Origin of the sequence: Desulfosporosinus orientis DSM 765 (assembly GCF_000235605.1) — a bacterium.
GTDB lineage: Bacteria > Bacillota > Desulfitobacteriia > Desulfitobacteriales > Desulfitobacteriaceae > Desulfosporosinus > Desulfosporosinus orientis.
Genome location: NC_016584.1, coordinates 4,967,204 through 4,987,980 on the forward strand (window position 1 = coordinate 4,967,204; position 20,777 = coordinate 4,987,980).

The 20,777-nt window shown below is 47.3% G+C and carries 20 protein-coding genes; 2 read left to right on the top strand and 18 right to left on the bottom strand.

The genetic code is table 11. The features are described from left to right. Positions 1-126: 126 nt before the first annotated feature. Together DESOR_RS28440 and DESOR_RS22940 are read left to right on the top strand one after the other, a co-directional pair. Positions 127-309: a DUF1659 domain-containing protein gene (locus DESOR_RS28440; protein WP_081468551.1), complete on the top strand. Its 183-nt coding sequence runs from the start codon at positions 127-129 to the stop codon at positions 307-309. 34 nt (positions 310-343) lie between these two features. Continuing rightward, entirely contained in the window at positions 344-583 is a 240-nt protein-coding gene (locus DESOR_RS22940; RefSeq protein WP_014186983.1) for a DUF2922 domain-containing protein, read from the top strand. Positions 584-790: 207 nt separating this feature from the next. Here the strand turns inward: DESOR_RS22940 and DESOR_RS22945 are convergent, their stop codons facing one another. The 18 genes from DESOR_RS22945 to gcvPA form a co-directional block, all read right to left on the bottom strand. After that, positions 791-2,287, bottom strand: a complete 1,497-nt coding sequence (locus DESOR_RS22945) for an alkaline phosphatase family protein (RefSeq protein ID WP_014186984.1) — start codon at positions 2,285-2,287, stop codon at positions 791-793. A gap of 147 nt (positions 2,288-2,434) precedes the next feature. Continuing rightward, positions 2,435-3,040 carry an orotate phosphoribosyltransferase gene (gene pyrE / locus DESOR_RS22950; protein WP_014186985.1) on the bottom strand — a complete coding sequence of 202 codons (606 nt, stop codon included), beginning with the start codon at positions 3,038-3,040 and terminating at the stop codon, positions 2,435-2,437. 35 nt (positions 3,041-3,075) lie between these two features. Continuing rightward, positions 3,076-3,786: an orotidine-5'-phosphate decarboxylase gene (pyrF, locus tag DESOR_RS22955; RefSeq protein ID WP_014186986.1), complete on the bottom strand. Its 711-nt coding sequence runs from the start codon at positions 3,784-3,786 to the stop codon at positions 3,076-3,078. A 64-nt stretch (positions 3,787-3,850) separates the two neighbouring features. After that, positions 3,851-4,768, bottom strand: coding sequence for a dihydroorotate dehydrogenase (locus tag DESOR_RS22960; protein WP_014186987.1), 918 nt, complete (start codon positions 4,766-4,768; stop codon positions 3,851-3,853). After that, positions 4,755-5,582 carry a dihydroorotate dehydrogenase electron transfer subunit gene (locus tag DESOR_RS22965; RefSeq protein WP_014186988.1) on the bottom strand — a complete coding sequence of 276 codons (828 nt, stop codon included), beginning with the start codon at positions 5,580-5,582 and terminating at the stop codon, positions 4,755-4,757. The genes DESOR_RS22960 and DESOR_RS22965 overlap by 14 nt, the downstream gene beginning before the upstream one ends. A gap of 91 nt (positions 5,583-5,673) precedes the next feature. Continuing rightward, the gene (carB, locus tag DESOR_RS22970; RefSeq protein ID WP_014186989.1) at positions 5,674-8,847 is read right to left on the bottom strand and encodes a carbamoyl-phosphate synthase large subunit; all 3,174 of its coding nucleotides are present in this window, start codon (positions 8,845-8,847) and stop codon (positions 5,674-5,676) included. A gap of 2 nt (positions 8,848-8,849) precedes the next feature. Beyond that, on the bottom strand, positions 8,850-9,950 hold the full coding sequence (gene carA, locus DESOR_RS22975; RefSeq protein WP_042332669.1) for a glutamine-hydrolyzing carbamoyl-phosphate synthase small subunit: 1,101 nt from the start codon (positions 9,948-9,950) through the stop codon (positions 8,850-8,852). Between the two features lie 127 nt (positions 9,951-10,077). Then, the gene (locus DESOR_RS22980) at positions 10,078-11,388 is read right to left on the bottom strand and encodes a dihydroorotase (protein ID WP_014186991.1); all 1,311 of its coding nucleotides are present in this window, start codon (positions 11,386-11,388) and stop codon (positions 10,078-10,080) included. Next, positions 11,375-12,310, bottom strand: a complete 936-nt coding sequence (locus DESOR_RS22985) for an aspartate carbamoyltransferase catalytic subunit (protein WP_014186992.1) — start codon at positions 12,308-12,310, stop codon at positions 11,375-11,377. The genes DESOR_RS22980 and DESOR_RS22985 overlap by 14 nt, the downstream gene beginning before the upstream one ends. Positions 12,311-12,527: 217 nt before the next feature. After that, positions 12,528-13,091, bottom strand: a complete 564-nt coding sequence (gene pyrR, locus DESOR_RS22995) for a bifunctional pyr operon transcriptional regulator/uracil phosphoribosyltransferase PyrR (RefSeq protein ID WP_014186993.1) — start codon at positions 13,089-13,091, stop codon at positions 12,528-12,530. A gap of 224 nt (positions 13,092-13,315) precedes the next feature. Continuing rightward, positions 13,316-14,335: an RluA family pseudouridine synthase gene (locus tag DESOR_RS23000; RefSeq protein ID WP_014186994.1), complete on the bottom strand. Its 1,020-nt coding sequence runs from the start codon at positions 14,333-14,335 to the stop codon at positions 13,316-13,318. A gap of 42 nt (positions 14,336-14,377) precedes the next feature. Next, the gene (lspA, locus tag DESOR_RS23005) at positions 14,378-14,839 is read right to left on the bottom strand and encodes a signal peptidase II (protein ID WP_042331569.1); all 462 of its coding nucleotides are present in this window, start codon (positions 14,837-14,839) and stop codon (positions 14,378-14,380) included. Positions 14,840-14,923: 84 nt separating this feature from the next. Then, positions 14,924-15,571 (bottom strand): TraR/DksA C4-type zinc finger protein, encoded by a 648-nt coding sequence (locus tag DESOR_RS23010; RefSeq protein ID WP_427854251.1) that lies wholly within the window; start codon positions 15,569-15,571, stop codon positions 14,924-14,926. Between the two features lie 48 nt (positions 15,572-15,619). Beyond that, entirely contained in the window at positions 15,620-16,009 is a 390-nt protein-coding gene (locus DESOR_RS23015) for a DUF5665 domain-containing protein (RefSeq protein WP_014186997.1), read from the bottom strand. 182 nt (positions 16,010-16,191) lie between these two features. After that, positions 16,192-16,776, bottom strand: a complete 585-nt coding sequence (gene pduL / locus DESOR_RS23020) for a phosphate propanoyltransferase (RefSeq protein ID WP_014186998.1) — start codon at positions 16,774-16,776, stop codon at positions 16,192-16,194. Positions 16,777-17,037: 261 nt separating this feature from the next. Continuing rightward, a complete protein-coding gene (locus DESOR_RS23025) occupies positions 17,038-17,769 on the bottom strand; it encodes a 2-phosphosulfolactate phosphatase (protein ID WP_014186999.1) in 732 nt (243 codons plus the stop codon). A gap of 210 nt (positions 17,770-17,979) precedes the next feature. Further along, a complete protein-coding gene (gene gcvPB, locus DESOR_RS23030; RefSeq protein ID WP_014187000.1) occupies positions 17,980-19,440 on the bottom strand; it encodes an aminomethyl-transferring glycine dehydrogenase subunit GcvPB in 1,461 nt (486 codons plus the stop codon). Then, complete coding sequence (gene gcvPA / locus DESOR_RS23035) at positions 19,437-20,777, bottom strand: aminomethyl-transferring glycine dehydrogenase subunit GcvPA (protein WP_014187001.1); 1,341 nt, start codon at positions 20,775-20,777, stop codon at positions 19,437-19,439. Before gcvPA ends, gcvPB begins: the two co-directional genes overlap by 4 nt.

The following is a 20,777-nucleotide window of genomic DNA, read 5'->3' on the forward strand; positions in this document are numbered from 1 at the left end:
TTCCCGCCTTTTTAATAGCTTTAATAGCAGCATACGCTGGCGGGTTTCGGATGGTGAAGGCTTGGCTATGATGTCCGGAGCTGCTAACCCAGCCGGTTAGGACTTTTTTTCTTTCAGAGGGTAGCAATTTACCAAACCGGATCGACTCCCACGGGAACCCCGGTAACCCGGCAAAAAAGTCTAAGCTACGTGCGGTCCGATGCCTCCGAAGAAGCCCTTTACAATGTGGCTCAGGCCTTATTCAGCCTGTCACTGCAGCCGCTGCTGGACGTGCAGTTAAGGAAAAACTTCAGATTGATAGAGGAGTAACCGTTTAAGAAATCAAAGCTAAGGAGATGAGTTTATGGCTACAACTAATATCAAAGTAGTCAGGTTAAGTTTTGCCACCGAGGGGGGAAAGGCGTTTACCATAACGATTCCCAATCCCCGGGAAGACCTGAATCAAGCTGAGGTCCTGACCGTTATGAATACCATTGTCTCCGAGAATGTGTTTCAAACAACAAGCGGCGCCCTCACTGGCATACGGGACGTTAAGATCATCGACACGATTACCGAGGATCTTTTCGACCCTCCACAGGCTTAACAATCAAACTGCCGGCCAAGTCTCGGCTTGGCCGGCAGCCCAACTGATCCAGCCAGCAAAAGATTCCCCCACCTCATCCAAGGACGTTGTTCAGACAATGTCCCTGGACCTCTGCCGGCACTTCTATCTTCCCTTATGTGTCTTTCTTTAAGGCTCCTGATCATCAACTAGATTGTGAATTTCTGTTAGTTGTAATTGAATGATACGCTACAAACCCTTCTCCAGCCCAAAATGCCGCAATATCTCAGGATACAAATCAATAATCCGCGGCTGGGCTAAGTTAAAAGGCATTCCGGTAACAATCATCGGCACAGTGGAATCTTCCTCTTCAAGAGAGCCATGGCTGCCTCCCCCGGGGTGAATCGGTGCTCCTGCGGCATAATACTCATACCCAAAAGCAGCGGAAACTACAACTCGCCTGCCGCTGCGGGCTTCAAGGGCTGATATCAAGCGATTGAAAGCATCGGGAAACTTGCCGAACTCGATGCTCTCTTCTCCTGTGACCCGGGCATCGACGACACTTAAATCTCCCTCAACAGACCAGGTTTGACCATAAACATCACAATATGGACCTATCCGGGAAACCAGCAGTTGTTTCTCGGTCCCGCCCTGAACAATGCTATACCTATTCTCCGCGACCTGCCAAGCGATCTGAGCGTTGCGGGGATCTTTAGCCAAAATACCCACAACTTCCGGTAAAATTTCCTCTTCTCGCTGCAAAAGATAAATAAACGCCATCCTCTCATTGGGACAAATGGCAATCTCCGGTTGATGATGGTCCTCTCTGGCTTGTTCCGTAAATTTGATTCTTCTAAAAGGTTTTAGGGCTCGATCTAAATTAATCAGATACTCTCTGCCTAGTCCTACCGTTGATTGAGCATGATCTCCTGTAACAATAATGACATTTTCCGCCAAAGCTTTTTCCCACGAGCCAAACTCATCTAAAACGGAAGCTACTTGTTGGTCTGCATGTTCAATGGAAAAACTTGAACGTAAAGGTCCATGCTGATGTGAATACTTATCATTATCCGGAAAATATACAACCATAAAATCCGGCTGCTGTCCTTCCCGAACCAGTTGAGCTGCAATTCTCCCGGAAAAAGAATCATTGAAACCAAAGCGATGCCAAGGGCCTCTGGGATAAGCTGTCAGCTTTCCTGAAAAGGGAGGATGGATAAGCTGCCCCAAGGTTAAATGCTTTGGCCCGGATACTGTTTCACGGTGTAGCCGAAACCCTGTACCTAAAGCCAAAGAAACAGGCACGTTTGCCTGGCTTTGATTCGTCCCTCGATGCATGAAAAAATTAATATTACCGGTACTGTATCCCCCTGCTTCCAGTACTTCATATAAGGTCTGAGTCTCTTTACTGAGATGCTCTTCATTCAGTCTGAGCAACAGGTTGCGCAGGACTTTCTCCAGGCCTATTTTTAAAACACTTTGCCAGGTTGCTCCATAATCTACAATCTTGCCAATCTCCTCATTATACCAAATGAAGCCGGGAACCCGGTGCTGATCCGGCCAGGTTCCAGTGATCATAGAGCTCATGGCCACGGGAGTCATGGTTGGAAATGAAGAGATAACACGATCAATGTAAGTTCCGTACTTAAGCAAAAAACGAAAAGCGGGAGCATTCCCTTCCGAAAGAATCCTCCCCAGCACAGCGGGATGAAGGGAGTCTACCACAAATAAGATTACCTTTTTCATGATCGACTCCCTTCCATATTTTATAATAATTAAGTATAACAAATTCATCACGATCTTGTCACGACTTATCTGCTAATTCGTAGCGAACAGAGGGGACGGTTCTTCTGTCTGGTTAACCAGACAAGGGAACCGTCCCCTCTGTCTTGGTTAGATCTTTCGGCTGCCTGGTTTAATGGCCGGGATTCCCTGGGCGCAAAGGGGGCAGTCCTGAACTTCAAAAGCTTTAATGTTTAACTGGATGATGGAGCACTGGGGCAATCCGAAATCAACAGTTCCTCCGGAGCGGTCCACCAGCACTCCGACTCCGACGGCGACAGCTCCAAATTCCTGAACCACATTCAGGACTTCACGAACAGATCCTCCTGTTGTGATCACATCCTCCACCACCAGAACCCGTTCCTGGGGAGAAATGGCAAAGCCCCTGCGCAGGCGCATGATACCGTTTTCCCGTTCTGTAAATAATGCCCTGACTCCTAAGGCCTTAGCCACTTCATGGGCCACCAAAATTCCCCCGGTAGCCGGTCCGATGACGGTTTCAACCCCCATCTCTTTAAATTGAGAAGCCAGTCCCTCAGCCAATAAGGCTGCCCGCTCCGGGTATTGGAGTACTTGGGCGCACTGCATGTACTGAGCACTGTGTTTTCCGGAGGTTAAGAGAAAATGCCCCTCCAGCAGAGCTTTACTTTCTTTAAATACTTCCAGGTACTCTTCAGGCGTAAGGGGCATCTTAGGGGCGTTTGGTATATTAGCCATGATTTATCCATCTCTCCTTTTATTGCCAAAAATCGTTAATCCCAAAGCTGTTCCAGAGCTTGCCGGGGATTCTCCGCACGAGTAATAGGCCGCCCCACGACAAGGTAGGAACTGCCTGCTGCCAGGGCCGCCTGGGGCGTGAGAACCCTGGCCTGGTCCTGAGCCGCACTCCAGGCCGGACGAATCCCCGGTGTTACAATCAGAAAATCCGCCGCTGTGTTTTTGCGAATCTCCCCTGCCTCTTGAGCCGAAGCCACCACTCCGTCCAGCCCTGCTTTTTCTGCAAGTTTTGCCAGTTGGACCACATGCTCCTTAAGGTCTCTCTGGACTCCTATCTCTTCCTTAAACTGAATTTCTGACATACTGGTGAGGACGGTAACACCGATGACTTTAGGAGTGGTTCCAAGTTTACTACCTTCTTCCCGCACTGCAGCGGCGGCTCTGGCCATCATCTCATACCCGCCGCTGCAGTGAACATTGATAATATCCGCGCCCCCTTGTACAAATCCACGTATCGCCCGTTCCACCGTCGTAGGAATGTCGTGGAGTTTCAAATCTAAAAAAACAGGAAAGCCTAAAGCCTTTAATTCCTGGATAATCTGCGGCCCGGCGTAGGCGTACAACTCTAATCCTACCTTCAGCCAACAGCCGCTCCCGCGCAGAGCCTCTCCTAAGGCTAAAGCCTCCTCTCGCCCGGGAACATCCAAGGCTACCATAACACGCTGATTATTGACTGTGACAGCCAAAGCTTACCCCTCCTATCCATGGTCCGTTGACCTGCCCTTTGTATTTGCCTGCCTATACTTTGAATTATGAATGAGCCAATCCTACTAAATCACCCACCGACGCAACTCCTCGCTGCCGGCAATAATCTGTGATTCCCCGCAGGATTTCCAGAGGTGCCTGAGGATTAACAAAATTCCCGGTACCAATACTGACAGCCGTTGCTCCTGCCAGCAGAAACTCTACGGCATCCTGCCAGGTAACAATCCCACCCATACCGATGATAGGCAAATCCACGGCGGCAAAGACTTGCCAAACCATGCGCAGTGCAACTGGCTTGATAGCCGGTCCGGATAGCCCGCCAAAGGTGTTGGCTAAAACCGGGCGCTGTTGGTGAATATCGATCTGCATTCCCAACAAAGTGTTGATCAGAGATAAGACATCTGCTCCCCCCCGCTGAGCCGCTCGGGCCATTGCCACGATATCCGTAACGTTGGGAGAGAGCTTAGCGATGACCGGCAGGTCCGTGGCTGCCTTCACTGCTGAGATCACCTCTTCCGCGCTCCCTGGATCTGTTCCGAAATGCATTCCTCCGTGTTTGACATTGGGACAGGAAATATTGACTTCCAGAGCAGCTAATCCGGAATCTTTTTGCAAAGCCTGGGCCAGCTGAACATAATCTTCCAGGGAAAAGCCGGAAATATTAGCGATAACCTCCGTAGGCAATTGCCGGACCTTGGGCAGGTAGGTTTTAAGGAACTCCTCCAGCCCCGGATTTTCCAAACCCACAGAGTTTAAGAGACCGGCGGGAGTTTCAGCTAAGCGGGGAACCGGATTCCCTAGACGAGGCAGCGGCGTGATTCCCTTTAAGGTGATTCCCCCTAAACTGTCCACCGGACAGTAGGGAGCATACTCTTCCCCAAAGCCATAGGTCCCTGAACAAGTGACAATGGGATTTCTCAAGGTTATACCTGCCAGCTGGGTGGTTAAATCAACAGGATTCATCCCAGACCACCTCCTTGCCCTGAAACACCGGTCCGTCCTGACAGACTTTCTTATGGACCTTAGCCCCCGTCTCGTCGATTAAAGCCACGGCGCAGCCTAAACAAGCTCCCACAGCGCAGCCCATTCGTTCTTCCAAAGAAACCTGAACCGGTACTTGCCGAGCCAGACACAATTCCGTGACGGCCTGCATCATCTTCTTAGGACCACAGGTGGCCGCACTGATAATATTCCCTCTTATCTCCTGCTTCTCAAGCAGGTTCCCCACAGGTTCCGTCACCAGACCTTTATGTCCCAGGCTTCCATCCAGGGTACTGAGCTCAATGGGGATTCCCAAGGCCTGCCAGGAAGTGAGACCGGCACTCTCTAAGAAAGGCCGGTTCTCTGCTCCCCAAAACAAACGCACCTGCAATCCTTGGGCCATTGCTTTTTGAGCTAAGGGATAGAGGGGAAAGATTCCGATTCCTCCGGCGATGAGCCATAATTCTCCTTCCGCAGGCAAAGAAAACCCGCAACCTAAGGGACCCATCATACTTAACCTGTCCCCCACCTGAGCTCGGGCCAGAATCTCTGTGCCCCGGCCCTGAATCCGATAAAGCAGGGTTATCTCTTCTTTCTCAGAAGAGATCCCGGCTAAGCTGATAGGCCGCCTCAACAAGGGGTCAAAGGAGGGTACAGCGGAATCCTTAACTTGAACGGCTGTAAATTGCCCTGCTTCAGCCTTGCTGGCTATAGGGCTTTTCAGCACTAATTTCCTCAGTTTTTGCTCCTCATCTCCTAACGGTTCATGGAGGATTACTTGTCCTTCCGTAAGCATGGCACCCTCTCCCTCATTTCGTGGTTAGATTTTCGCAGTTCGTAGTTCGACATTATAACTAGATTCAACATCGTTATTCTCGGCGCATAGCTTACAATGGCAGCAGACCCGGAGAAATGCTTTCCAATACCTGGAGCAGCGCTGCAGCGGTATCCAGGCTGGTAAAGCAGGGAATTCCGTGTTCAACAGCTGCTCTGCGAATAGCAAAGCCATCGCTTTCCTGAATTCGTCCATGAGTTGTAGTATTAATGACATGCTGGATTTGCTGTTGACGAATACCATCAATAATTTCGTTGGAACCGTCATGGAGCTTAGCTATGGATTGGACTCTTAGTCCTTCCTTACGCAGGTAGCGAGCGGTCCCTTCTGTAGCCAGGATGCGGAAGCCCAGTTCGGCAAAACGCCGGGCCAGAGCCGCTCCTTCCGCCTTATCCCGATCGGCCAGGGTTACTAAAACAGAGCCGTAGGTGGTGAAGGACATCCCGGCACCCAGCAAAGCCTTATAAAGGGCTTTCTCATAAGTTCTGTCCATACCCATAACTTCACCTGTGGATTTCATTTCCGGCCCTAATGAGGGTTCAACCCGCTGCAGCTTAGAGAAGGAAAACACCGGTGCTTTGACGGCAACCCGATCGGAAACAGGCCAAAGCCCGCGGGGGATTCCTATCTCTTCCCATTTCCGGCCTAAGATCACTTGGGTTGCCCAATCAACAATGGGAACCCCGGTAATTTTGCTGAGAAACGGTACTGTCCGGCTGGACCGAGGGTTAACCTCCAACACATATAACTCTTCCTGATAAATGACATATTGGATGTTCAATAATCCTTTAATATCTAAAGACCGGGCCAAGGACTCCGTTAAAGCAATGATGCGTTCCTGCATAGAGGAATCTAAGGTTTGGGGAGGATAGACGGCGATAGAATCTCCGGAGTGGACACCTGCCCGTTCTAAATGTTCCATAATTCCGGGGATAAAGACGTTCTCTCCATCGGAGATGGCGTCAACTTCCACCTCTTTGCCCAGGAGATACTGATCCATCCAGATTTCTTGATCCGAGGAAGCCGAAAGGGCACGTTTGCTGACAACCTCCAACTCCTTTTCCCCATAAACAATGTCCATGGCCCGCCCTCCCAATACGTAAGAAGGACGCACCACCAAGGGGAAGCCAATTTCCCGGGAGACTTGCCGGACCTGCTCCATATTAGTTGCTCCGCCTCCCCGGGGCCGTTTGGCGCTTAGTTCCTGGAGTACACGGTCAAAGGTTCCCCTCTCCTCCGCCCGGTCAATATTTTCCACGGTGGTTCCCAGAATCCGGTAGCCACGCCGAGCCAAACCGCTGGCCAAACCGATGGCGGTCTGCCCTCCGAATTGGACGACCACTCCGTCAGGCTGTTCCTTATCTAGAATCGCCGAGACATCCTCTAAGGTTAAGGGCTCAAAGTATAAGCGATCGGCGGTGTCAAAGTCCGTAGAAACCGTCTCAGGATTGTTATTAATAATAATACTTTCATAGCCTGCTTTGCGCAAAGCCAGGACAGCATGGACGGAGCAATAGTCAAATTCTATACCTTGCCCGATGCGGATGGAACCGGAACCCAATACCACCACTTTAGGCCCTCTATGAACTTCCCCCTCATCCTCTACATCATAACTGGAATAGAAGTAAGGAGTTGTGGCTTCAAACTCCCCGGCACAGGTATCCACCATTTTGAAAACCGGGTAAATGCCTTGCTCTCCTCGATACCGGTAAACCTCATCCTCACTGCTCTTCCAGAGAAAAGCAATCTCCTGATCAGAGAATCCCAAGCGTTTGGCGCGCAGCAAGGCCTGCATATTCCAGGGAGCTCCTGCCAAAACCTCCGTCTCATCTACCAGTTTTTCGAGAATCTGCAAATAATAGCGATTCCAGCCCGTTGTTTGAACCAGCCAGTCCACCGTCCTGCCCCGTCTTAAGCACTCGGCAAAAACGAAGAGCTGGCGGTCATCCGGCTCCCGGCAGGCCGTCTCAAGTTCTGCATCGGATAATTCCTCAAGTTCCGGCAAACGTACTCCATAGACTTTTATGTCCAGGGAGCGAATCGCTTTCAAGAGGGCGGTTTCCAGGTTGCGTCCGATTCCCATGACTTCTCCCGTTGCTTTCATCCGAGTGCCTAAATGGCGATCAGCATCCGTAAACTTATCAAAGGGCCAGCGGGGGAATTTAACCACAACATAATCCAAAGCCGGTTCAAAACAAGCCGAAGTCTTGCCCGTTACCGCGTTTTTCAGCTCTGTGAGAGCATAGCCTAAGGCAATTTTTGCGGCAACCTTGGCAATAGGATAGCCTGTAGCTTTGGAAGCCAAGGCGCTGGAACGGCTTAACCTGGGGTTTACCTCAATGACCACGTATTCCATTTTGGAGGGATGCAAAGCAAACTGAACATTGCATCCTCCTTCAATGCCTAAACCATTAACAATGTGCAGAGAAGCACTGCGCAGGATTTGGACTTCCCGGTCCGTTAATGTCTGGCAAGGCGCCACCACAATGCTGTCCCCCGTATGTACCCCTACAGGGTCCATGTTTTCCATATGACAAATAGTAATGCAGTTGCCTGCACTGTCCCTTAAAACCTCAAATTCCACTTCCTTCCATCCGGCCACACTTCTCTCCACTAAGATCTGATCAATTAGACTGGCCTGCAAGCCGCTTTTAGCAATCTCCTCCAGCTCCGCCGGATTATGAGCGATGCCGCCTCCCGTACCGCCTAAGGTAAAGGCTGGACGTACAATGAGAGGGTATCCCGTTTCACCGGCAAATATGAGAGCGTCTTCAACTAAAGAGACAATTTTACTCTCGGGAATAGGCTCCCCCAGCTCTTTCATCAAGGCCCGAAAACTTTCCCGATCTTCAGCCTGATCAATGCTCTGCAGGGAAGTTCCCATTAAGGTCACTTCACAGCGTTCCAAAACCCCTCGTTTGGCCAGCTGATAAGCCAGGTTCAGGCCTGTCTGCCCGCCCATGGTGGGTATCAGCCCATCCGGCCTCTCCCGTTCAATAATCCGTTCCACGGATTCCACAGTCAAAGGCTCTATATAAACCCGGTCCGCCGTTTCCCGGTCTGTCATAATAGTGGCAGGGTTGGAATTAATGAGAATGACCTCCACCCCTTCTTCCCGCAAGGCACGGCAGGCCTGAGTGCCCGCGTAGTCAAACTCGGCAGCTTGCCCAATCACGATGGGGCCGGATCCAATGACCAGAACTTTTTTCCATTCTTGCTTGGGCATGCTTATTCCCTCCCCTTTTGTGATGAAGTATCTAAGACCATGGCTTTGAAGCGCTGGAAGATTTCAGCATTTTCCTCTGGTCCCGGAGCACCTTCCGGATGAAATTGAACGGAAAGAATAGGATAGATTTGATGCTCCATTCCTTCTACTGTTCCATCATTGAGATTTTTTAAGGTTACTTCAAAACCTGAACCTGCTAAGGATGCTTCTTCTACGGCATAACCATGGTTTTGCGAGGTCATCGTAGCCTTTCCGGAACGAATATCTATCACTGGATGATTTCCGCCCCGATGCCCATAAGGCAGCTTATAAGTTCTTCCCCCTGCTGCCAGGGCTAAAAGCTGATGCCCTAAACAGATTCCTAAAACCGGCAGCTTATTATACAGCTCCCGTACTGTCCCTACTCCTTCCGGCAGTTCCTCAGGATCTCCCGGACCATTGCTCACAACCAAGCCTCTGGGCCGCTGTCTGAGAATTTCTTCCGCAGAAGACCTGGCCGGGAAGACCATAATCCGAAAACCTTGTTTTTGCAGGCTGCGAATAATATTGCGTTTAACTCCGAAATCCAATACCGCAATTAAGGGACCGGATCCGGGAATTTCGTAGACTTCTTTGACAGTAGACCGGTACACCCAATGTTCGCTGTTAGTCACGCATCTCTTCTCAGGGTTGGCCCAGTACTCCTGCCCGGCCTCCTTGGTTTTGACCAGTACCCCGGGCAAGGTCCCAAATTGCCGCAAATATCTCGTCAAAGCCCTTGTATCAGCACCCTTTAACCCCCGCACACCATGCTGAAGGCAGTAATCTTCCAGAGATCCCTCACAGTGCAGACTGCCCTCGCCCTGAGAAAGCTCCCTGACAATCAGACCCTGCAAGCGAGTTTTAGCTGCTTCATTTTCCTCGTGATGCCAGCCATAGTTGCCAATCAGAGGCTGAGTAAGTACCAGTATTTGCCCGGCATAGGACAAATCGGTGACCATTTCTTGATAACCGCTCATGGACGTATTGAAGACAACCTCCTGTTCTTCAACCCGGTCAGAGCTCCACTCTCCAAACTCTTCTCCCTCAAAGACTTTCCCATCTTTAAAAACAAGATAAGCCACCTTCCCACACTCCCCTCTCCCGAAATTCTGCTTTCCATAATCCTTAATTGAATTACACTTATCTGAATGCTTCATCATCTATCTCTAATCTAATGTATTCTTTTTCCAATGTTTCTAAGAAACCCTTCTAAATAACGGTTCGGTCCCTCTGAACAAGCCGCCCCTCAACCCAAACCATGACAGGAAATCCTTCCATGGTCTTGCCCAGAAACGGTGTATTGCGCGCTTTGGAAGCCAGCTTGGCGGGCTCAATCACTTCCGAAAAATCCGGATCAAAGAGCACCATATCTGCCACTGCTCCAGGTTTCAGAGTTCCTCCCTGCTGTCCAAATCTCCTGGCTGGAGATAAGCTCCAAGCTTCAATCACTCGATCTAAGGAGAGTCTCCCCGGAAGAACCAAATACTGCCACACCGCACTTAAAGCTGTCTCCAGAGCGTTTATCCCAAAAGGAGCCTCAGCAAAAGGACGGGCTTTTTCCGCCTGAGTGTGGGGGGCATGATCCGTGGCAATCATATCGATGATTCCATCACGAAGTCCCTCAATAAGCGCTTCCCGGTCGGCCTGGGAGCCGAGGGGAGGGTTGACTTTAAGAGCCGTATCAGTAATCCCAATCTCTTCATCGCAGAAGATCAAGTGGTGAGGGTTGACTTCTGCCGTGACATCCACCCCCTTGGCTTTAGCCCTGCGAATCAACTCCACACTTTCAGCCGAAGAAATATGAGCCAGATGCAGCTTGCCGCCGGTTTCTTCCGCCAAGATCAAATCCCTGGCTACAATCACACTTTCGGCGCTGGCGGGAATTCCCTTCAGTCCCATCCTGCCTGAAGCGACACCCCGGCGCATGAGACCTTCTCCGGCCAGATTTTTATCCTCGCAATGACTGATAATAGGGAATCCGGTTATTTTGGCATATTCTAAGGCCAGCCGCATCACTTCTGCATTTTGAATATTCTTGCCGTCATCAGAAAAAGCTGCCGCTCCCCCTGCTTTCATATCCGCCATCTCAACCAGTTCACTGCCCTGCATACCCTTGGTCACTGTACCGATAGGCAGAATATGAGCATAGCCGGCGCGTTCACCCTGCCTGCGTACGAACTCAACCAAAGCTCGGTTGTCAATGGGGGGCAGGGTATTAGCCATGGCTAAAATTGTAGTGAATCCTCCCCGTACAGCAGCCCTTGACCCGCTGAGAATATCCTCTTTATCCTCTTGGCCCGGTTCGCGCAGGTGAGTGTGTACATCGATAAGTCCCGGAAAAGCAAACTTCCCTTTGCCGTCAATCTCTTCCACAGCTTCACCCTGGGCTTTTGACAATACTTCTTCTTCGGTCATTGAAGCTGAAACGTCCAACACTATGCCGTCTTTGATAAGCACATGCCGGGGAGCAGATATCTTCTGACTGGGATCAATAACCCATACATCTTTAAGCCACCACATTGCTTGACCCTCCTACCAGTAAATAAATTAGCGCCATCCGAATGGCTACGCCGTTGGTAACTTGGCGCTCGATTAAGGCATCTACACCATCAGCCACATCGTCAGCGATCTCCACGCCTCTATTCATTGGCCCGGGATGCAGCACAATACTCTGCTTGCCGGTTTTCTTAAGGCGTTCTGTTGTCAACCCATAGAGTTGACTATACTCTCGCAAACTGGGAAATAATCCGCTTTTCTGTCGTTCCAGCTGAAGCCTGAGAGCCATGACAATATCAGCTCCCGGCAAAACACTGTCCAAATCATAGGTCATCTTTACTCCCAGCCCTTTCAGTTCCTCAGGCACCAGGGTAGGAGGACCGGCAAAGGTTACGTTCACTCCCATTTTCTGCAGGCACCAGGCATTGCTGCGGGCGACTCGAGAATGGAGTATATCCCCTACAATAACCACGTTCTTGCCCTCTAAGTCTCCCAAATGTTCCTGCATAGTGAAAATATCCAGTAAAGCCTGGGTAGGATGGGCATGCTGGCCATCGCCCGCATTAATCACTGACGGATCAAGGATATCCGCTAAAAACTTGGCTGCTCCGGAACTGGAATGTCTGAGAATCACTACATCAGCGCGCATCGCTTGAATTGTTTTGGCTGTGTCATAGAGACTTTCCCCTTTACTGACACTGCTTTGAGCTACGGCAATACTGGTTGTATCCGCTCCTAAAACTTTCGCTGCCATCTCAAAGGAGGTTCGTGTCCGAGTACTTGCTTCATAAAAAAGATTAACTACGGATTTCCCTTTTAACGTCGGTAATTTCTTAATAGGGCGCATGAGAATTTCCTTCATCACTTTCGCCGTATGCAGAATATGACGAATTTCCTCAACACTCATATCCTCGATTGCCAAGATGTCTTTACGCTGCCATTTCATCGATAAACCTCCCTAACTTCATTCATGCTGTCAGAACCCTTGCAACAGACCATCTACCTTTAGTTCCCGTGCATTTTGGCCTCCTGACTTTAGTATCCTAAAAAATAAAAAATCCTCATCCCAAAAGGGAGAGGATTTTAAAAATAGGCATAACCTAACAATCCCGCTCGCCCTTTGGTTATCTCTCTGGATAACATTTAAAAGGGTAACCGTTCCTTTAACTTTTATGATAACTGTCATCCCGTTCAAGGAGAAGGATATCTTCGTCTCCATCCACTTCTTTTAGGCGTACAGCCACAATTTCACGCCTTGAAGTGGGCAGGTTCTTGCCGACATAATCTGCTCGAATAGGCAATTCCCGGTGTCCGCGATCCACAAGCACTGCCAGTTGAATCCGGTCCGGCCTGCCAATATCCATAGTAGCGTCCAGAGCCGCCCGGGCTGTCCTCCCGGTGTAAAGAACATCATCGATGAGAATAACGGCTTTTCCTTCAATACTTACTGGAATATCCGTTTCGTGAACCACCGGATGAATATCAATAGTACTTAAATCATCTCGATAGAGAGTAATATCTAAAATTCCCAAGGGAACTTTTACGCCTTCGAATTCTTCAATATACTGCTGAATTCGTTGAGCCAAAGGCACCCCTCTGCGCCGAATCCCTACTAAGACCAATTTGTCGGTCCCTTTGTTCTTCTCGACAATTTCATGAGAAATACGGGTGACTGCCCGGCGAATTCCGTCTGCATCTAGAATCTTGCTTTTAACAGTTCCTTCCAAAGGCTTCTAACTCCTTTCTCCCTCTTGGATGCCTAAGATCAGCAGTTATAATTAGAAACCAGAGTCATACTTTCTGACCAGTACAAAAAACTGTCTGAAAATAGCAGACAGTTTTCCCTCGTTTCCGTCTGCCTTCTCAAGCCTCTCAGGACTTAATTAAAGGCTATAATACTTGTTCCTAAGTTTACTTTAGGATTAAGCAAAAGTCAATCTGAAATTCAACTTTATACATCCCAGCTTACTCCATCGTGCAATTTTTCAAGAACTTCAGCAAATTTTGAAGGCAGCGGAGCATCGAACTCCAGCCAACCTCCCTTAACGGGATGTTTAAATCCTAAGTGAGCCGCATGAAGCATTTGTCCCTGTAAACCAAATTTGTTTTTTTTCGGACCATACACAGGATCTCCAAAGACCGGGTGCTTAATATAGGCCATATGAACACGTATTTGATGAGTTCTCCCTGTTTCTAAGCGAACTTCGAGAAAAGTTGTTTCACTCAAGCGTTTTAATACGGTATAGTGTGTCACTGCATGCTTAGAATGCTGCCTTACCACTGCCATCCGTTTTCGTTCGGCCGGATCCCTTCCAATGGGCGCATCGACTGTTCCAGAGGGTTCATGAATCACGCCGTGCACTATGGTCAAATACCTGCGCTCCATAGAATGCGCTTTCAGCTGGGCAGCAAGCCCTTGATGGGCAGTATCATTCTTGGCCACTACCAAAATTCCCGAAGTATCTTTATCAATACGATGGACAATCCCGGGACGCAGCACCCCATTGATACCGGAAAGATTATGACAATGAAATAACAAGGCATTAACCAAGGTTCCCTGCCAAGCACCCGGAGCCGGATGAACGACCATCCCTTGGGGCTTATTCACAACCAATACATCTTCGTCTTCATAAAGGATCTCCAGGGGGATGTTTTCTGGTTCAGCCTGAAGCTCTTGAGGAGGAGGAACCATAACTGTAATTTTATCGCCAAAGCGTACTTTATAATTTGCCTTTTTACTCAGTCCGTTAACTAAAATATAATTTTGAATAATAAGTCCTTGGACATAAGACCTGCTCCTGCCTAATACTTCTGTCACTCCAACATCCAGGCGAACTCCCTCCGGAAGTTCAATCCTTTCCATACTTATCAGAGAATCTAAGCCTTGGCATAAGTCATCATCACTGACTAATTCCGACTCAACCATTGGGCAGTCATTCTTATTGTCCCTTTCATTTACTGCTTTGTCCATCTTCATAACCGCCAATACTTTATTGGATTTGCATGAAAGTACTTAATCATCGGCAACTTCATTTTTTGCCTTTTCTTCCCTAAGCAGGGCCAAGATCAGCAGTCCTACTCCAATAACGATCATACTATCAGCAAAATTAAAAACATAAGGCCAAATTTGAAAATCAAGATAATCGACAACCCGTCCAATCACAAGTCTGTCATACAAGTTCCCTAATGCTCCTCCCCCGATCATACCTAAGGCCAGACGTGTAATCCACTCCTTGCGGGGAATACGGAATTGCCCATAAATCACACCGAAAACTACCAAAACCGCAGTAACTACAAAAATCCAGGTTCGGCCGGCCATCAGACCAAAAGCCGCACCCGGATTCAAGACATAGGTAAGATGAAATATTTCTGGAATAACTTTCAGGGTTTCCCCTGGAATAAAGTTTGTTTGAACGAGAATCTTCAGCCAGCGATCAATACCCCAAACCCCGATTATTGCAAGCCAAACCAACAACGAACGACACCCCACTTTTCTTATCTCATCTTAACACAGGGCTCTTAGCGGGGCAAACTATTTACAAACTTTCCAGAGATTCAACTAAGTACGGCCGTGTTTTTTTCCGTAGTGAATAGTATTTACTCGCCCTTCAGGCTCTCTTTGCGTTTCAAGGGTCTCAATATATTGGACGGCTCCAATTACTTCGTCGCCATCTTCATATAGATCATTAGGATCTGAGATATCTCGATTCGTTCCTAAATCCTGCAAAGAATCTGAGGTTCCGTAACGTGCAACTGCCTGCCAAGCATCTTCACCATCAAATTCAACCTGGTCAGTGCCATCATTAAAGGTTCTGGAAAACGGGCGATTCAGAATTTCGTCTTCAACAGGTTCACGATGCAGAGAATGCTGCTCTTCTTTCTCCTCTTTGCGGCTGCATTTTGTACAGACCGTCGTATACGGCATCAGCTCAAGTCGTTCATAGGGAATTTCCTGACCACAATGCTCGCACTTTGCATATTCCCCTTTTTCATAGCGTTCTAATGCTCCATCAATTGCTCCGATCTTATGGCTTAAACGATCATACTCAGCAACATCTTGAGACCTTTGATAAACTTCAGTACCAACATCGGCAGGATGATTATCTGCCAGTGATAATTCCCCCAACGAATCTCGCATATCTCCACTAATAAGTTCAGCCGCGGTTTCTATCATCTCTGCTCTTTCATCACGAAGGTTTTGTATCAATTTGTCGTATTCCTTTTGCTCTTTCAAAATTCTCGCCTTCCTTTCCTATTAAGGCTGATGCACATATTTGCTTAACTCTGCGATAAAGCCGCCAATCACTGGTAAATTCAAAACCACGATCCTTTTTAAAAGGAAATAAGCAAATCCTGCCAGTAAACCGGCTCCAAGGGCCGTTCCCAAACCTCGCAATAACCCCACCAAAAAATTAAACCAAAGCATTCGTCCCGGACGATTAAGGTAAGCAATATATTCCGCCAATCTCATTTTTTCCAGAGTTTCAGATAATAATGTAACTTGATGATTTAATCGAGCCAATTCGTGAACACTTACGCCGTTATAATCAGCAGTCTTTTCACTTTTCTTCTCCGATATGTTCTTGGTCTTTTCCTGATTCCAATCTGCATCGGCCACGTTACTCACCTCACGTAACAACCTCAATTTTAGTGTTCCCACCTCAATTAAATTTACACAAATTGTATAGTTTAATTGACCTTCACCTTAAAATAATGTCACAATTCAACCATGAATAAAAGGCTGCAATAAATCTGTTCATGATTTATTGCAGCCTTTTCAGCCTAATTCTATATAATTCCTCAGTGGCCTTAGAGCCCAATTTAGGATCATTCTGTAGCCTTACATACTTCTATCTGCTGACCATTTACCAGACTGAAGGCATTCCCTTCATCCGTATCAACATGTAAATCTAAGGCATAATCAGGACTGATGCGAACTAAAACTTGCCCCATAATTCCTCCGCGAGGCCCCGGAACGATGGCTTGAATATGATCTCCATCTTTTACAGAGTGCTTTTCAGCATCTTCAGGTGTCATATGAAGATGACGGGCTGCAACAATAACCCCTTGGTCCAAATGAACACGACCCTTTGGACCCTCTACGTCAATTCCTGGGGTTCCCTCAATTTTTCCGGAATCACGAACAGGAGGTTTCAATCCAACTTTAAACGTATCTGTTCCCGCAAGTTCTACTTGGGAAGCTTTTCGGGCAGGCCCTAAAACACGAACTCCAGAAATTGTTCCTTTGGGTCCGGTAATAGAAACCGTTTCTTCACAAGCATACTGACCTGGCTGACTGAGATCTTTCATCTTTGTCAAAGTATAGCCTTTCCCAAATAACGCTTCAATATGATCTTGTGATAAATGAATGTGACGGTTTGATATACCAACGGGTACTGTAAAAGTTTCCATTGAATCATCACCCTCCTATTTTAATAGTATGCACAAGCGATGGTCGTAGTGGCTCTTATAACTCATAAAGCAACCTGCCAGGTTATACTTTTTAAAAATATTAAACATGGCAATTGCTTCATAGAAAGTCTCTTTCCAGAAGTCTTTTGTTTCACTTCTGATATTATACTCTTTTCGAACCATAACGACAAATTAATGTTTATTCATATAATTTCGACAAACATCCATAAAAAGGATACGCTTGCTCTACTTATAAAATAGTCACTCTCCCGTCAGCCAGACAATTTCTCCATCCTGAACAACTGGAACAACCGGTAAAATATTGGGAGTTGAACAATATATAATGTCTCTTTCAAGTCCTAAAGACATAAGTCTTTTTCCATGAACAGAGTTACGGATTGCTTCAAGGAGATGATCCTCCAAACTCCGGTATAACATAAGAGCCGCTTCACCTAAATCATTGAGCATAATCTCCGACCCTAATGCATCAATGAACATACCTGCACAAAGAATATCCGGAAGGTCAAACCGTTCTTCTGTTCCGGCACAATAGACGACTATTCCCTGCAGGCGATGGTTATTTTCAAATTCTCTAAGGACTGCTAAAACAATACTTTGCATGTTAACAAAAGAAGCCATCCAGATAATGGGTGCTGCAATTGAATCCCGTATCGCTCGAGTACCATTTGTTGTCGTCATTATGACTCTTCTGCCGCCAACCTTTTCCGGCACATAATCAAAGGGCGAATTGCCCAGATCAAATCCTTCAATTATCAACGAATCTCGCTCTCCTCCTAATAAAGAACCCGGAAGAGTCAGACGTTTCTCCAAAGCTTCTTCAGGGGTAAGGGCAGGAATAATGGCCTGACAGCCATTAGCCAAGGCCGTTACAATGGTGCTTGTAGCCCTCAAAACGTCAATCACGATGACTAATCGGTCTTCCAAATAGGGCATCCGCTGGTAACCTGTACTCGGTAATACTTCGATAAGCATGGGATCACCTCATTCCCGGAAAGTAATTTTTGGTACAACCTGATATATTCAACTTTTTTTAAATAAATCCTGCAGGTTATTTTGATTTATTAACATTTAATGACTAAAACAATTATAATTCTTGGATTTCTCTATATAAAAAAACTTAATTGGCTTACTATGAAAACACAGGATACAAATCGTATCCTGTGTCATTCTTAGAAGCAGCTCTTATTCTTTACGCCATCGTAAGTTTGGCTTTCGTACTGCCCCCACTTCATCTAATCTCGTCACTAACGTTGTATAGGGAGCATTCTTAAGAAGGTCTGGATCTTGATGCGCTTCCTCGGCAATTTTGATCAACACTTCGGCAAATTGGTCTAAAGTTTCGATACTTTCTGTTTCTGTCGGTTCGATCATCATAGCCTCTTCAACAATAATAGGGAAATAAATGGTCGGGGGATGATAGCCATAATCTAATAAGCGCTTAGCAATATCTAAAGTATGCACTCCGGTGGATTTGAGGTTTTTAGGTGTAATTATAAATTCATGCTTGCAAACCCTATCAAAGGGCAAATAGTAGTGCTCCTTAAGGATGCTCATTAAATAATTGGCGTTTATCACAGCATTCTCTGAGGCTGCCTTTAAGCCATCTCCGCCAAGGCTTCGTATATAGGAGTAGGCCTTTACTAATACGGAGAAGTTCGCATAAAAGGAACGTGCACGGCCAATTGATAAAGGCATATCCTCTTTTAGAGCAAAAGTTCCATCCTCATTCCGAACGACAATCGGTTTAGGGAGGAAAGGCATTAAAAACTTTTTAACTCCAACAGGGCCAGCCCCTGGGCCTCCGCCTCCATGGGGGGTAGCAAAAGTTTTGTGTAAGTTGAGATGAACAACATCAAAGCCCATATCTCCTGGGCGAGCAATGCCCATGACAGCATTGGTGTTCGCTCCATCGTAGTAAAGCAATCCTCCTACATCGTGAACAAGTTTCGTAATTTCTAAAATGTTCTCATCAAAAAGTCCCACAGTATTTGGGTTCGTCAGCATCAGCGCTGCAACTTCATCGTTGAGAACTTTTTTCAAAGCTTCTAAATCCACTCCGCCACGCTCATTGGAGGGAACCTGAATAATTTGGTATCCGGCCATGGCAGCGGTTGCAGGGTTTGTCCCGTGAGCAGAATCTGGAACAATCACTTTTTTACGCTTACTGTCTTGGCGGTGGTCATGATAAGCTTTAATGATTAACATGCCGACCATTTCTCCATGGGCGCCGGCAGCAGGCTGAAGAGTAAAGCCGTCCATTCCAGCCAATTCACAAAGGTCTTCTTGAAGTTCTGCCATAAGCTGCAAAGCTCCTTGAGTAAGGGACTCGGGCTGATAGGGATGCAGGTTTGTAAACCCTGAGAGTCTTGACAGCATTTCATTGACCTTTGGGTTATACTTCATGGTGCATGATCCGAGAGGGTAAAACCCTGTATCCACACCATGGTTAAAGGTGGATAGACGTGTAAAGTGACGAACCACGTCAACCTCTGAAACCTCTGGCAGGTGAGGCTGCTCCTGACGCAATAAGTCTGCGGATATTAACGTTTCAACCGGAACCTCCGGTACATCACAAGCGGGTAAACTAACAGCGCTCCGACCATCGGCACTAAGTTCAAAAATCAGCGATTCTAATGTCTTCACTGGATTGCCCCCAATCTGGCCACGAGCCGATCAATATCTGCTTTACACTTAGTTTCAGTTACACAAATAAGGAGATGATGACCGAGCTCAGGATAGAAACGGGCCAGATCAAGTCCGCCGATAATTTGATCATCCAAAAGTTTTGCATTGATTTTTGCCGGCTCGATCTTAGACTGAATTACAAATTCATTGAAGAAGGGCCCTGGAAAAGCTACTTTCATCCCGGGAATTTTCCCGATTTCTTGGGCAGCATAGTGAGCATTCTGCAAATTCAGATAAGCCATTTGCTTGAGCCCTGTTTTGCCAAGGGCACTCAAATGCATGGTAAAGGCCAAGGCACAGAGTGCTTCATTTGAGCATATGTTGGAGGTGGCTTTTTCCCGGCGGATATGCTGTTCGCGAGCTTGAAGGGTTAAGACATAACCTTTTTTCCCATTTTTATCTGTAGTTGCTCCAACAATCCGCCCTGGCATACGTCGTACAAACTTATCCCGGCAAGCTAAGAATCCTAAATAAGGACCTCCATAGTTCAATGGATTGCCGAAAGGTTGACCTTCACCAACAACAATATCTGCCCCACATTCTCCCGGGGTCTTTATTAAACCTAAAGAAACCGGATTGACGGACATCACCACCAAAGCTCCTTTAGCATGAGCCAGCTGGACAATATCATCTGCTTTTTCCAAGCAGCCAAAGAAATTAGGGTTTTGCACAAGCACACCGGCAATATCACTTTGTAAAGCTTCTTCCAAAGCTTTTAGGTCCACAACACCGTCCTGATAGGGAATTTCCACTAATTCAACACCCCGAGGCGGCAGATAGGTTTTCAAGACCTCACGATATTCCGGGTGAACTGTTTGCAAGACAATGACTTTTTTACGTCGAGTAGCATCACAACTCATGAGGGCTGCTTCAGCCAATGCCGAAGCACCATCATACATAGACGCATTGGTTACATCCATACCGGTTAATTCACAAACTAAAGTCTGGTATTCATAAATCGCCTGAAGGGTTCCTTGACTAATTTCCGGTTGGTAAGGCGTGTAAGCAGTATAAAATTCAGAACGAAGCAGCAACTGGTCAATAAAACTGGGAATGTAATGTTCATAGGCACCCGCCCCTAGGAAAGACATAAATCCTTCCACGGTTTTATTACGATTGGCTAAGCCTTTAACATGTTTGACCAATTCCTGCTCCGACATCCCTCCGCTGATGGCAAGAGGACGCTGCATCCGTACTTCCTGAGGAATATCTGCAAAGAGGTCCTCAACCGACTTAACCCCAATACGAGCTAAGAGCCGTTCATTCTGGCAGTCAGTATTCGGTACGAAGTTCAT

Bases quoted from the DNA above. Each gene is read 5' to 3' on its own strand.
- DESOR_RS22940 (WP_014186983.1), top strand. From the start codon at position 344: ATGGCTACAACTAATATCAAAGTAGTCAGGTTAAGTTTTGCCACCGAG.
- DESOR_RS23000 (WP_014186994.1), bottom strand. From the start codon at position 14,335: ATGGACAAAGCAGTAAATGAAAGGGACAATAAGAATGACTGCCCAATG.
- DESOR_RS22980 (WP_014186991.1), bottom strand. From the start codon at position 11,388: ATGTGGTGGCTTAAAGATGTATGGGTTATTGATCCCAGTCAGAAGATA.
- gcvPA (WP_014187001.1), bottom strand. From the start codon at position 20,777: ATGAACTTCGTACCGAATACTGACTGCCAGAATGAACGGCTCTTAGCT.
- DESOR_RS22945 (WP_014186984.1), bottom strand. From the start codon at position 2,287: ATGAAAAAGGTAATCTTATTTGTGGTAGACTCCCTTCATCCCGCTGTG.
- DESOR_RS22965 (WP_014186988.1), bottom strand. From the start codon at position 5,582: ATGCTTACGGAAGGACAAGTAATCCTCCATGAACCGTTAGGAGATGAG.
- carB (WP_014186989.1), bottom strand. From the start codon at position 8,847: ATGCCCAAGCAAGAATGGAAAAAAGTTCTGGTCATTGGATCCGGCCCC.
- DESOR_RS22960 (WP_014186987.1), bottom strand. From the start codon at position 4,768: ATGAATCCTGTTGATTTAACCACCCAGCTGGCAGGTATAACCTTGAGA.
- pyrE (WP_014186985.1), bottom strand. From the start codon at position 3,040: ATGGCTAATATACCAAACGCCCCTAAGATGCCCCTTACGCCTGAAGAG.
- DESOR_RS22985 (WP_014186992.1), bottom strand. From the start codon at position 12,310: ATGAAATGGCAGCGTAAAGACATCTTGGCAATCGAGGATATGAGTGTT.
- pduL (WP_014186998.1), bottom strand. From the start codon at position 16,776: ATGGAAACTTTTACAGTACCCGTTGGTATATCAAACCGTCACATTCAT.
- DESOR_RS23025 (WP_014186999.1), bottom strand. From the start codon at position 17,769: ATGCTTATCGAAGTATTACCGAGTACAGGTTACCAGCGGATGCCCTAT.